The following is an 11502-nucleotide window of genomic DNA, read 5'->3' on the forward strand; positions in this document are numbered from 1 at the left end:
ACACGACAACCAGGGCTTTGTTCCGTTGTTCCGGATGATTTCCGACCGGATAGAGGCGTTCCTCGCCGATAAAGGCTATGACGCTGACGCCATTCGCGAAGAGATCGCCAGCGCCGATATCGAGGCGGTTATACCCGCCAAAAGCAACAGACGCGACCCGATCCCCCATGACAAAACCAAATACAAATGGCGAAACCAGATCGAGCGCCTCTTCAACACGCTCAAGAACTGGCGGCGCGTTGCAATACGCTATGACAAGACCAAGGAATCATATCTCGGATTTGTCGCCATCGCAGCAGTCAAACTATGGATACCCTTTGTCCACGAGCGCTAATAAGACGAGACATTTTTGCGCCGCCTGCCTAGAAATAGCCTGTGGAAGCGTGAAGACTGCTTTCGAGTCGCATGGCGGCTTGTGAATTGAGGAATGAAAATGGACGATTACGAAAGATATGCCACGGGGCTACTGATCGTGTTCGGCGCGCTCATCATCGGCGGGCTGATGGCCGTCAATATCACGGTAGCCGACAAGCCGGGCTTCCTGTTTGCCCTCGGTGCGGCCATCGTGGCGTGGTTTTCGGCCTTCGCGGTGTTGTTCGACCGGCCGCGCATTTACGGCATCATGATCGCCATAGCGATCGCCTTCGTCGGCGCATCGATCGGTGCTTACGTCACATGAACCTCCGCATCCCTAGGTAAATCGTCGTCTGTCGGGAAAAGCTCCCGGTCGAGCAGTGTACGCCCAAACGTGTAGACGAGCTCGGCCGCTTCGTCGTTTCCCTGGCTCTTCAGCCGGTTATAGATCTTGCCAGCCGCATAATTCATGCGCCGGACAGCGCTCGCATCCGAACCGGCAAAGGGCGCCAAACGGAAACCGAAGTGTCGCATTCTAACTGGCTGCCGGCGTCGCGCCTCTAATCAGCTTGACAAAACTTTGTGACGAAGACTGGCAATCCAAGTTCGAAACATCTATCCAGATCTATTGCACATATAAAGTATTTCTGTGTAAAAATCGCCTAGTAAGGCGGAATTAATAGAAATACCTTGATTTTTACTTGAATGTAAAATCGAGCTGGCGTCAGTTGTTTTCGAACACGAAAGGCAGTGCATAAATGGATCCCTCATGCAGGATGCCAAGATTAGTCATTTCCGGTTTTGGTGAGCATCGCCGCTCCATGATCGCATTTGATGCCCCCATTTCTTCCTACAAGGATTATCCTGAGTTTCAGGGCCTGCGCGTCAGTGATATCTGGAAAGCCACCAGCTTACCAACATCCCTCGATGTTCCGGTAGCAGCCAATACCCATACCGTCGCCCCCAATATTGATGCGGGATTAACAGGCTTTAACGTGCGATATATTATGTTTCCTCCACGCAGTGAATACGAATTGCATACGACGCCGACTATCGATTTCATCATCATTACATCCGGTCAGATCGTGGCGGTGATGGAAGATGGTGAGGTAGTGTTGAAGGAAGGCGATATCTTCATCCAGCGTTCTACTCCTCACGGATGGCGGAACCAGAAAGAACAGCCTTGCTCTATGGTGCTGTTCATAACAGGTGCCACATGACAACAGAAAACGAAGCAACCAGGGACAAAACTACAACGGAACTCCCTCTGGCTTCGCGGAGTTGTTGGCTTGCCCGATCCTGAATCAGTCATTCGTAACGTAAGAAAGCTTGAAAAGGTTGCGCCCAACAAGGCATGGAGGATATGTATAACAAGATCTCCATGCGTTGACTGGCCTGAACTCGAATGTCTGAAATGGTATCACGGTGACTTCGATCCAGAGCTTCCAGGTCAGCCATCGACGCTATCGGTCGGGATCACAGAATGGTCTTGTAAAAAGAACCATGCGCCGCAAAGAATTAACTGAACCGCCGGATCTCAGCCGCCGGCACCCAGTGGTGGATCGCCGGGCGCCGGCAGGGCGTGATGCACCGCGACGGCTGGCTGTTCCGGGACAGCATCCGATGAAGCCGATCAGCACCCGGCAGCTCCAACGGATCATCGTCGAAACGGCACAGGCCGCCGACATCGCCAAGCGGGTCGGGCCGCATACGCTGCGCCACAGCTTCGCCACCCACCTGCTGGAGCCATGAACGGCGGCTTGCCCTTGTGCTTGATCCAATGCGCATCGCCGTCTTCCTCGCTGGCCGGCCCGATGATCGTCGCGTCCACAAGAGTGCAGGTGCAGCAGTTCCGTAAATATTTATTGCTGAGATAGTAGATAGCCTGCTTTACGCTGCAATAAAAATTGCGGAAGAGCCAAGCTTTTATCGAGCGTGGGCAAAGTTTTATGCCCTTGGCCATGCCGAGATCGTTTGCAAGGGCAGCCGCAAGGCCCGAGAAAGCCGAGCGTCTTCCCCGCCATTCGCGCACTGGAGGATCAAAGGCCGAATAATGGCTTTCGGCGGATCGCCGCGCTCCCAATTGAGAAGGGCGAGCCGCGGATCAGCCTAGCGTCAACGCGACGATGCTCAGTGGCTGCAAAGAGGCACAGGAGCGGAACGGCACAACTATCCGATGAGCCAGTCCGAAACCAAACAGTCCTCTACCGGCCCAAACCGGCCATTCATCCAAATTTATCCCGTCGAACGCCTATACCATCGAGATACGCCGCACCCAATAAGCCTTGGGACAGAGAATAGCCCTGCTCAGCTGCCCGCTGCGCCCATTTGAATCTTCCGCATCGTCATTCTGAACGCCATATCTTTCTTGATACATCAACCCGAGCGCTATCTGACAGGCTCCCTGTCCTTCCTTTGCCATTTTTTAATGACCGCGACATCCTGCTCATCGTCATAGGCAGTAGCTTTGCCGTTAGCTGTGCGTCCGGATCACCACGCTCAGCACGAGTTATCGCGGTTTCATACCTTCGTTTCTGCAGATCGGGTTTTGTTTCGACCGCTCCCGCGCTATCTGGGACTATGGTCACGAGGAAAAGGAAGCAGAGCAGAAGCGCGCACCGGAATGATATTCCTGAAACTGCGTCTAATTTAGCCATACCATACCCACCTAAACGTCCATTGCCCTCGACACCCTGTCGTTAGCGGCTGCGAAGACTCCTCGAACGTAGTCGCGCACGACTTCCGGTATGTCGGTAAATCCCCACGTCATGTACGTTCGTCCCGCGTCTCCAGCGTTCGGCCGGCATCATGCAGCATAATTTCCGACAAGAGCGAGGTATAGCGCTGGCGATTCGCCAAGCTTGGAACATTTTCTCGTGGAGGGCTTCCGGATCGACCATCATCGCATCGCGCCAGTCGTCGGTCTGGATCTTGAAATTGTGTCTTTCGTAAAAGCCGTGGTTAAGGCGGTTCCTCGCCTCAAGAGCCGACGCGAACCTTTCCTAGAGATCATCCCCCGCGTTCGTACGATCGCCGCTTCGGAGGTTAAATCGGGACGGGCCCAGAGGCTGCGCATGCTCCGAGCCCGATGAGCATGTTCATCGCGTTGCGTCTCAGGTGCCTCAGACTTGTGCCAGTCCTCCGTCGACGAACACTTCGCCACCGGTCATAAAGCTTGAGTCCGAGGAGGCCAGGAACGCGGCCACCCCGCCCGTTTCCGACGCGTCGCCCATGCGGCCGAGCACCGTGGTCGCCCCTATCGTCCCCATTCCCTCTTCGCCCAGCACCTCGAGCGCCAGCTCCGTCTTGATCGGTCCGGGAGAAAGTACATTGACCCGGATACCCGTGCCGCGCAGGTCAAGGGCCCAACTGCGCGCCAGATTCCGGATCGCGGCCTTGGTCGCGCTGTAAATGCTGAACGCGGGGGTTCCCATCACCCCCGTGCTCGACCCGGTCAGGATGATCGACGCCCCCTCCGTCATCAGCGGCAGGGCCTTCTGGACCGTGAAGATCGTCCCTTTCACATTGATGTCGAAGATATGGTCGTAGTGCTCAGGCGTGATCTCGCCGAGCGGCGCAAGGGCACCGGCCCCCGCATTGGCGAACAGGATATCGAGCCTGCCGCAATCCGCCTTCACCCTCTCGTACAATCGGTCCAGGTCGGCCATATCGGTCACCGAACCGCGCACCGCCTGGGCATTGGATCCCAACTGGGCCACCGCAGCGTCAAGCGGCTCCTGTCGCCGCCCGAAGAGGTAGACGAACGCGCCTTCGTCGATGAACCGCTTAGCGGCCCCAAATCCAATGCCGCTTCCGCCGCCGGTCACCACTGCCGTCTTACCCTTTAGTCTGTTCATGAGATGCTCCTTTTTTGAGTTTGCACTAAGCTGGTGGAGCGCATACATAATGGCAAGTATGCACTTTTACTAAGTATCTAGAAATGTCATCTGGTCGTCCAAACCCGGCTTCGCCGCCTGAGCAGATTCCACTGCCGGCCCAGTCCAGCACGCCAAGCTACCCGGTTTCACCTGCGGCCTAGATGCGACACTGCGGGTGGTCGCCGGCAAGTGGAAACGGCGTCCAGGACGGCCCGACCCGCTACGGCGAGTTGCGGCGTGCCATACGAGACGTCAGCGACAAGATGCTGATCCAGCAACTTAAGGAGCTGGCGAGCGATGGTCTTGTGAAACGGACCGACTACAAGGAAATTATACCGCGGGTGGACTACAGCCTTACTCCGTTGGGTAAGAGCCTGGCCCAGGCCCTCGTGCCACTCTGCTCCTGGGGTATGGAAAACACGGCGGAGGTCACGCGCGTCTTTGCCCGGCGCGAAGGGTCGAGCTACGCCCCGACGCTCCAGGCGAAGGGCTTTGGCTGCTGGAGTCGGTCTCATACCAAACTTCTGCATCATCGAGGTTGATACCTGACCAATGCCGAGGAAGACGAAGGGACTATGGTCACCGCCGAATAATCAATCTGGCGGGGAGTGGTATTGTTTGCCAGACGTATATCGTTGGTACCCATCTCTTCGAGACCAAAGAACTCATTGATAGCATCGATGACCCGTCCTGTGGCATTTCCATCTCCGTAGGAATCTACCGGCCTCGCCATCCGCCGGTATTCTTCAGGATCACGCAGCAAGGTGGCGGCTTCCCGCACAATGCGGGCGGCGTTGCGTCCGACAAGCTTGGCCGTGCCGGCCTCTATCGCCTCTGGTCGTTCGGTAATGTCGCGCAGGACGAGCGTAGGCTTGCCGAGAGATGGGCCTTCCTCTTCAGCGCCGCTGCTATCTGAGATAATGATATCCGCGCGAAGCATCAGCCGGCAGAAACTTCGATATGGCAATGGGTTCACAAGCGTGATGTTCGGAATTCCGCTCAAGACAGGCACCATGACGTCGCGCACGGCTAGGTTCTTGTGCAGGGGAACGACAATGTGGACACCATCATTCCTGGCAATCTCAACAAGCGCTGCAGCGATTTCACGCATGGGCGCGCCCCAGGATTCCCGCCTATGGGCGGATGCCACGATGATACGACGGTGATCGCTGATCAGATCGACTAGGGCGTTATCGTCGAATGTCGGGGCGTTTGCTGCGGCCCAACGCAACGCATCAACGACCGTATTGCCGGTAATCTTCACGCGGCTTTCGCACACACCTTCCCGGATAAGATTGGCGCTGCTCCGGGTCGTCGGTGCCAGATGCAGATCGGTGATCTGGGAAACGAGGCGGCGGTTTGCCTCTTCTGGAAAGGGCGACGAGATGTTGCCGCTACGAAGCCCCGCCTCCAAATGAATCACAGGAATACGATGCTGAAACGCCGCCAGCGCGCCTGCCAGTGTACTGGCGGTGTCGCCATGTACAACAACGGCATCGGCGGCGAGATCATCGAGCCGCGCGGTTAGTGCCGCGATGATTTTGTGGGTGACCTGCGATAGCGTCTGTTGAGGCTGCATGACATTGAGGTCGATATCCGGTTTGATGCCGAACTCAGCCAGCGTGGTATCGAGCATTTCACGATGCTGGCCCGTCGAGACAACGATGGCATGGAACCTCTTGTCCTCCTTCATCCTGTTGATGACCGGCGCACATTTGATGGCTTCGGGCCGGGTACCAAGAATAAAAACAATTTTATGCATTTATGTTGCTCCGTGTGAATGCACGATGCAGGTCTGAATGATGGCCTGCGAGAGACCCGCGCATTTTAGGTCTCCATGCTTTTTGGCTCGTACAATCATCCAAATTTCTTCAAAGAAATAGGGGCGTCACCGCCCCTATTTCTTTGAAGAAATTTGGATGATTGTTGCTGAAAGCCGTGTTGTGCGAGCAATTAGCATGCGGAGTTATTAGAGGTCTCGCTAGCGGAGTGGGAGGTATAGTTGCTGAAACTCTTACTGGAGCGGTGGGCAGCATTGTTGGCAAAGGCTTTGACAACGGCTCAGTCTAAACAGGGTACGATACGAACGGCACGGGAATTGACAGGTTCGGGGCCGGATCCCATGGGCTACGGTGGAAACGAAAGCGGTGGCAGAAGCTAATGGAATGGCGGGTCCGGTGGTCATGGCACCTGGCCCAGGACGAAACACTGGCATTGTTGGGAGACTGGAAAACATTGGAATAAGCGAAATCATGCAACGTGTAGGAGGGGTATCTCCCTCCAGTATATTCAGGCAAGGGAAGCGATGATGAAATTCAATTATGTCGCGGTTGTGTTTTTAGTATGTTCAGTTTTCATGCGAGCCGCACTTCATTATCTGGGCACACCAATATCGTTTTGGGTGGATTCATCAGTTACCATCATATCAGCGTTGATAGCCTATTATATAGTAAGACCTGATCGCCCAAGAATGAGACGGGGCAGCTAAATCGTTAGCTGTACTGACGACCACATGAATCAAGTAGGCGGAAAAGATCGGCGCCCAGGGCCACGCCTAATCAGGAACTGCTATTCCGAACCCAAGCCTTGGATGCCGCTACGCTCTTGCAGCCAATTCCACAATGGGTATCCAGAGGCAGCCGCGACGTCGTTCAGCAGGTAAAAGCGGGCCGATCAGCGCCCATTCCTGGTGCAGCATGGACATCGCTGCAGGCTGCGACTGAGTGCGACGGTCAAGTGTCTTCGGACGGTGGCGATCGAATTTGGCGCGTGTCGCTCGGGTCGGATCGGGGGATCCGCAGGGTCGATAACCCCCGGGAACGGCAGGTTGCGGGCAGCTTTTGGCATTAGCCGGCGCTAAGGGGAATCGCCTCCCTTTGGAAGATGAGGAGTCCGTAAGCGGCGATGCAGAGGCTTGCATGATGATGGAAACCTCGCCAGCCTCGCCCCTCATAATGGCCGAGCCCGAGTTCCTGTTTGGGTTCCCGATAGTCGCGCTCGATGCGCCAGCGCAGCTTAGCGGTGCTGACGAGCTTTCCGAGCGAAGCGTCGGCGGCGAGAGTGGAGAGCCAGTATTTGAGCGGCTCGCTGTCGCGCTCGGGCTACTCGATCAGCAGCCATTCCTCGGCGCGGGGCGCGGTCAAATTGTAATCCCTGGACGCGGGCCTGACGCGCACGGCGGCGAAGTGGGAGACGAGATCAGCGTTCGTTCCCGCCAGAGAAGTTAGTGCGCGCCATGTTTTTGCACGCCTTCTATTCGATCCGTTCTGAGCGGCTTTTGATGGAGCGCCTGGAATACGACCTTTTGTTCCGATGGTTTGTCGGCATCGGGATCGATGATGCGGTCTGGGATCATTCGATGTTTTCGAAGAACCGCGACCGATTGCTTGAGGGCGACCTCGCTGCGAAGTTATGCTTTATGGGGCATGGCTAATAGAAAACCGCCATGGCCTGTTGGTGGATGCCTGTTTCACGGAGGCGAGCCGGATATGCTAAAAGTCGCGGCATTGCACGAGGACGTTTTGCAGACCCATCAAAGCTGTTCTCGAGCGTTTATCCTTGGGCGGGACAGGACCGCACCCAAACCGCTCCAGAAGCGCCATAGGGAAAGGGGCAATTATAACCTCTTCTCTCAACCCGAAGATTCCAGACGTACAGCCGATATGGCTTTTGGCATGGCCGCAGATCGGGAAACCATGCGCACCAAACCGGGTGAAATCATGGGCCTTCTGGCCTACGCCCATCCGTTCCTTGATGGAAACGGCCGCACAGTCATGACTGTGCATGCCGACTTATGCCGCCGTGCAGGAATGAGCATTGACTGGTCGCTGACCAATAAGCTGATTACCCTCAATGCCCTTACCCGGGAGCTGGAAGCTCCGGGGCAAGGGGCATCTCGATAACTACCTGAAGCAACTCGTGCGCTTAGGCGCACTCAATGAGGCCTAGGCCGCCGAGGCTCTTCGCGGCCTTCCAGGGCTTGGACCAGAAGAAAGAACCATGGCTGCCGCCCCCTATCCCGGCACACACGCTCGATTCTACTGCGACGAAAGCCGATCTCGAAAAGGCGACAACGATCAAGACGCTTCGGGAAGCAGCGGCGGCAATGAACTGCACGTTCGTCTACGCCTTCGTTCCGGTCAAGCCGCTTGACGACATCCTTCGTGAGCGGGCGGCAGAAAAGGCGGGGCAGGACGTGACCCTCGATCATACTATGCGGCTGGAAAACCAGGCCTTGCTCAAGTCCGATCTGGAGGATGAACGTCGCCGTCTCATCGATGCTATGCTTGCCGGCTCGCCACGACGCCTGTGGGAGGATGGCTGATCTCCATGGAAGACGATCCTCTGTTTCTGGATGATGATGAAGCGAATACGCCGCTAACCGCCGAGGAACGAGAGCAGCTCATTCCCTCCTACATCACATTGCGACATGAGCTGAATGAGGCCGAGCAGGTTAACATCGGCGAAAGCTTGCGCTGGGCGATGTCGCGAAAACGCGACGTCCTCGACCAGGAGTTCCTGAACGAGCTGCACCGGCGCATGTCGGCGAGGTGTGGCGCTGGGCGGGGCAGTACCGCATGACGGCCCGAAACATAGGTGTTGATGCCTATCGCATCGCCATGGATGTCAGGCAGACGATCGATGATGCGCGCTATTGGGTCGCACATGGAACGTATCCGCCCGACGAGATCGCCGTCCGATTCAGCCACCGCTTGGTAGCCATCCATCCCTTCCCCCAACGGAATCGGACGGTTTTCTCGCTTGGTCGGCGACCTGCTCGCGCGCCAGCTCGGGCGACCGCCCTTTAGCTGGGGTCGGACAAACCTAATCGATGCTGGTGAGACCCGCGTCCGTTATGTCGCGGCGCTCCAGGCGGCTGACAACCACGAGATCGAGCCTTTACTGGCGTTCGCGCGCTCATAGACGTCGACGACATGGCAAGAAAAGGCCAGACGAGAACGAAGGGGAATGACGATAATGAAGCTTTCACGCAATCGCGGATGCGTTGGGAGATACCGACTTCGGTCTGACAGGATCGGAAATCGGACATTTGCTGGCAACGGTCAAGATCGTTGACACCGATCCACAGATGACCAAGCGCCATAGGCTCTATAACGCGTTCGCCAATGAACAGAACAATCGTCAGCAGTGCATCTAAGCTCTCCACCGTGTCAGACTGCTTCCAGTCACCCGACAAGGCTTCCGCGTAAGCACGCATGCATATCTCCTCTAGGTTAAGCAGATAAGCTGCATCCGATTTTGTCGCGGAACGTAGGATCATCGACATTGTCTGCTCCACTTTCAGCGCGATCAAGTCATTTGCCTGCCACGCTCTCGCGTCTGGCGATATCAGCAACTGTATTTTTGCTGATGGCCAAATCGCCAGCGATCCAGCGACAGCTGCGATCTTCGGCAATCAGCGCCATGACTTTAGGCGCGAGACGATCCGATTTTGGGCGCTCACCAACTTCACGGCCGAGCTTTTTCTGGTCCAAGGAAGCGACCGCTTAGACCCTAGACCAGATGAGCGATTTACGGCGGCAAAGCCGCTGGGTTTTCCTAGTCGAACGAATTGGTTTGGAAAGGAAGAAGCTTATGGAAAGAACGGTTTATGTCGGCCTCGATGTTCACGCGGAGACGATTGCCGTTGCGACAGCGGATGATGGCCGGAATGGCGACGTGCGGTTTTACGGCATTATCGAAAACAACGCCGATTGTGTTTTACGCCTGACAGAGCGGCTTTCGGCTGCAGGTGCGCGACCGGTGTTTTGCTACGAAGCAGGTCCGTGTGGCTACGGGTTGTATCGCCTTCTGACAAAACTCGGATTTGATTGTGCCGTTGTCACTCCGGCCATGATCCCGCGGCGGGCTGGAGATCGGGTTAAGACAGATCGGCGCGATGCGGAAATGCTGGCGCGGCTGTGGCGAGCAGGAGAACTGACGCCGATCTGGACACCTGACGAAGCACAGGAAGCCATGCGGGATTTGATCCGCACCCGCAAGCAGGGGCTGGAAGCGCTGAAGATTGCGAAGCAACAGCTGTTGAGCTTCCTGCTTCGCCATGGTCTTCGATATGAACACCCCACTTATTGGACGAAAATGCACTGGCGCTGGATCAACGTACTGCGCAAATTCCGTTACCCTATGTTTTCTGTTCCGTTGCTACTCAGACCCCAAGGACATCGACGAACGCGCAAACGCCTTCCTCAAGCATCCTCTTGCTGGTGCCCGGCCATATCTATGGCCCGATGCGACCTATGTTGCACTGTTTACTTCGTCCATTAGCAAGAATTCACTCCGCTGTTGACGAAATTGCTGGTGGCCTATCCTATAGGCGGATAAAGGAGATTTGGGATGAAGAAAATTATCGCCGTTCTAGTTTCATTGTCTTTGATGGCGTTCGCCACAGAGACATCATTTGCCGGCTCCGGTGGGAATGGTGGAAACGGCGGCGCAGGCGCACGCGACGGGCGGCCCGGAATGCCTGGTTGTGATGGAGGAACAAATCCATCCGCTGACGGCAAATTCTATATCCCGGGGACCAAACAGAAATGCAACCCCAGCGATGACGACAGAAAGAAGCTGAGCACCCGGCCGGCACATATAACTGAGTAATCGGCCTGCTGCCGATTACTCAGTTGTTCCATGAAACCAAGACCCGTTCTGGCCAAGAGCTGGAACCGTCGCTTCGTGTAATCGGATAGTCGCGAGCTTCTTGCTGCTATGGCTACAACGGTTCCCCGCTTTTGGCCGCATGGCGGGATGTCGGAGATTTGCGGAACTCCCCGTTTACCGTCGATTGTGGATGGAAAAATTGTGTCCTTGCATGCCGGAAGGCGTTCTCGATGGGGTTGAAGTCTGGGCTGTAGGGCGGGAGATAAAGCAAGCAGCATCCTGCACCTTCGATTGCATGCCGTACGCCTTCTGCCTTGTGTGCTGGCAGATTGTCCATGATGACGATGTCGCCCGGTGCCAAGATTGGCAGGAGAACCTGCTGGACATAAGCCTGGAACGCTACCCCGTTCATCGCACCGTCGAGGACCATGGGCGCGGTCATGCCGGAGAGCCTGAGCGCTCCGGTAAATGTCGTCGCCTTCCAGTGCCCGTGTGGAATCGGGGAGCGGCATCGATCTCCGCAAGGGCCCCGTCCGCGAAGCCGTGACATCTTTGTGCTCAGATCGGTTTCATCGATGAAGACGAGGCGCGCCGGATCGAGAAAAAATTGTCTTGTGCCGGAAACACAAACACCCCCGCGATCCTTCTGCACCAT

13 protein-coding genes and 5 pseudogenes are annotated in these 11502 nt (G+C 56.2%); 11 read left to right on the top strand and 7 right to left on the bottom strand.

All coding sequences use genetic code 11. The features are described 5' to 3' along the window. The coding region (locus DUT91_RS23330) for a transposase (protein ID WP_147272257.1) at positions 1 to 334 on the top strand (334 nt) is incomplete at its 5' end. A 99-nt stretch (positions 335 to 433) separates the two neighbouring features. After that, positions 434 to 679: a hypothetical protein gene (locus DUT91_RS23335; protein WP_114439648.1), complete on the top strand. Its 246-nt coding sequence runs from the start codon at positions 434 to 436 to the stop codon at positions 677 to 679. Here DUT91_RS23335 and DUT91_RS23340 read toward each other — a convergent pair. Next, positions 667 to 888 (bottom strand): hypothetical protein, encoded by a 222-nt coding sequence (locus DUT91_RS23340; protein ID WP_114442829.1) that lies wholly within the window; start codon positions 886 to 888, stop codon positions 667 to 669. The two genes, DUT91_RS23335 and DUT91_RS23340, sit on opposite strands and share 13 nt — an antisense overlap. A gap of 242 nt (positions 889 to 1130) precedes the next feature. Here DUT91_RS23340 and DUT91_RS23345 point away from each other — a divergent pair, with 242 nt between their 5' ends. Together DUT91_RS23345 and DUT91_RS27215 are read left to right on the top strand one after the other, a co-directional pair. Next, positions 1131 to 1574 (top strand): cupin domain-containing protein, encoded by a 444-nt coding sequence (locus DUT91_RS23345; protein WP_160113699.1) that lies wholly within the window; start codon positions 1131 to 1133, stop codon positions 1572 to 1574. A gap of 332 nt (positions 1575 to 1906) precedes the next feature. Continuing rightward, a pseudogene (locus tag DUT91_RS27215) lies at positions 1907 to 2100 on the top strand (tyrosine-type recombinase/integrase); the annotation flags it as partial. Between the two features lie 1376 nt (positions 2101 to 3476). On the opposite strand, the gene DUT91_RS23360 reads toward DUT91_RS27215, so the two are convergent. Next, positions 3477 to 4211, bottom strand: coding sequence for an SDR family NAD(P)-dependent oxidoreductase (locus DUT91_RS23360; RefSeq protein WP_114442832.1), 735 nt, complete (start codon positions 4209 to 4211; stop codon positions 3477 to 3479). A 182-nt stretch (positions 4212 to 4393) separates the two neighbouring features. Here DUT91_RS23360 and DUT91_RS23365 point away from each other — a divergent pair, with 182 nt between their 5' ends. After that, entirely contained in the window at positions 4394 to 4774 is a 381-nt protein-coding gene (locus DUT91_RS23365; RefSeq protein ID WP_342634476.1) for a winged helix-turn-helix transcriptional regulator, read from the top strand. On the opposite strand, the gene wecB is transcribed toward DUT91_RS23365, so the two are convergent. Together wecB and DUT91_RS26935 are read right to left on the bottom strand one after the other, a co-directional pair. After that, positions 4762 to 5994 carry a non-hydrolyzing UDP-N-acetylglucosamine 2-epimerase gene (wecB, locus tag DUT91_RS23370; RefSeq protein WP_114442833.1) on the bottom strand — a complete coding sequence of 411 codons (1233 nt, stop codon included), beginning with the start codon at positions 5992 to 5994 and terminating at the stop codon, positions 4762 to 4764. The genes DUT91_RS23365 and wecB overlap by 13 nt on opposite strands. A gap of 1029 nt (positions 5995 to 7023) precedes the next feature. Further along, a pseudogene (locus tag DUT91_RS26935) lies at positions 7024 to 7468 on the bottom strand (IS701 family transposase); the annotation flags it as partial. On the opposite strand from DUT91_RS26935, the pseudogene DUT91_RS23380 reads away from it, so the two are divergent. The 4 genes and pseudogenes from DUT91_RS23380 to DUT91_RS23395 form a co-directional block, all read left to right on the top strand. Next, positions 7438 to 7641, top strand: a pseudogene (locus DUT91_RS23380) (transposase); the annotation flags it as partial. The pseudogenes DUT91_RS26935 and DUT91_RS23380 overlap by 31 nt on opposite strands. Before the next feature lie 79 nt (positions 7642 to 7720). Continuing rightward, positions 7721 to 8134 carry a Fic family protein gene (locus DUT91_RS23385; RefSeq protein ID WP_160113700.1) on the top strand — a complete coding sequence of 138 codons (414 nt, stop codon included), beginning with the start codon at positions 7721 to 7723 and terminating at the stop codon, positions 8132 to 8134. Positions 8135 to 8169: 35 nt separating this feature from the next. Next, positions 8170 to 8556, top strand: a complete 387-nt coding sequence (locus DUT91_RS23390; RefSeq protein WP_200835075.1) for a helix-turn-helix domain-containing protein — start codon at positions 8170 to 8172, stop codon at positions 8554 to 8556. 5 nt (positions 8557 to 8561) lie between these two features. Continuing rightward, positions 8562 to 9155 (top strand): annotated as a pseudogene (locus tag DUT91_RS23395) (mobile mystery protein B). Here DUT91_RS23395 and DUT91_RS26340 read toward each other — a convergent pair. After that, positions 9037 to 9546, bottom strand: coding sequence for a hypothetical protein (locus DUT91_RS26340; RefSeq protein ID WP_200835076.1), 510 nt, complete (start codon positions 9544 to 9546; stop codon positions 9037 to 9039). The pseudogene DUT91_RS23395 and the gene DUT91_RS26340 overlap by 119 nt on opposite strands. Before the next feature lies 1 nt (position 9547). After that, complete coding sequence (locus DUT91_RS23405; protein ID WP_245419951.1) at positions 9548 to 9727, bottom strand: hypothetical protein; 180 nt, start codon at positions 9725 to 9727, stop codon at positions 9548 to 9550. Positions 9728 to 9827: 100 nt separating this feature from the next. Here DUT91_RS23405 and DUT91_RS23410 point away from each other — a divergent pair. Next, positions 9828 to 10277: pseudogene (locus DUT91_RS23410) on the top strand (IS110 family transposase); the annotation flags it as partial. Between the two features lie 309 nt (positions 10278 to 10586). Then, positions 10587 to 10847 carry a hypothetical protein gene (locus DUT91_RS25640; RefSeq protein ID WP_147272258.1) on the top strand — a complete coding sequence of 87 codons (261 nt, stop codon included), beginning with the start codon at positions 10587 to 10589 and terminating at the stop codon, positions 10845 to 10847. A gap of 112 nt (positions 10848 to 10959) precedes the next feature. Here DUT91_RS25640 and DUT91_RS23415 read toward each other — a convergent pair whose 3' ends face one another. Then, entirely contained in the window at positions 10960 to 11502 is a 543-nt protein-coding gene (locus tag DUT91_RS23415) for an IS630 family transposase (RefSeq protein ID WP_281032641.1), read from the bottom strand.

Origin of the sequence: Paramesorhizobium salinisoli (genome assembly GCF_003335045.1) — a bacterium.
Taxonomy (GTDB): Bacteria; Pseudomonadota; Alphaproteobacteria; order Rhizobiales; family Rhizobiaceae; genus Paramesorhizobium; species Paramesorhizobium salinisoli.

What these genes read in the sequence shown, in the direction of transcription:
- DUT91_RS23345 (WP_160113699.1), top strand. Translation starts at nt 1,131, where the DNA reads ATGCCAAGATTAGTCATTTCCGGTTTTGGTGAGCATCGCCGCTCCATG.
- DUT91_RS23390 (WP_200835075.1), top strand. Translation starts at nt 8,170, where the DNA reads ATGAGGCCTAGGCCGCCGAGGCTCTTCGCGGCCTTCCAGGGCTTGGAC.
- DUT91_RS23340 (WP_114442829.1), bottom strand. Translation starts at nt 888, where the DNA reads ATGCGACACTTCGGTTTCCGTTTGGCGCCCTTTGCCGGTTCGGATGCG.
- wecB (WP_114442833.1), bottom strand. Translation starts at nt 5,994, where the DNA reads ATGCATAAAATTGTTTTTATTCTTGGTACCCGGCCCGAAGCCATCAAA.
- DUT91_RS23360 (WP_114442832.1), bottom strand. Translation starts at nt 4,211, where the DNA reads ATGAACAGACTAAAGGGTAAGACGGCAGTGGTGACCGGCGGCGGAAGC.
- DUT91_RS25640 (WP_147272258.1), top strand. Translation starts at nt 10,587, where the DNA reads ATGAAGAAAATTATCGCCGTTCTAGTTTCATTGTCTTTGATGGCGTTC.
- DUT91_RS23335 (WP_114439648.1), top strand. Translation starts at nt 434, where the DNA reads ATGGACGATTACGAAAGATATGCCACGGGGCTACTGATCGTGTTCGGC.
- DUT91_RS23385 (WP_160113700.1), top strand. Translation starts at nt 7,721, where the DNA reads ATGCTAAAAGTCGCGGCATTGCACGAGGACGTTTTGCAGACCCATCAA.
- DUT91_RS23415 (WP_281032641.1), bottom strand. Translation starts at nt 11,502, where the DNA reads ATGGTGCAGAAGGATCGCGGGGGTGTTTGTGTTTCCGGCACAAGACAA.
- DUT91_RS23365 (WP_342634476.1), top strand. Translation starts at nt 4,394, where the DNA reads ATGCGACACTGCGGGTGGTCGCCGGCAAGTGGAAACGGCGTCCAGGAC.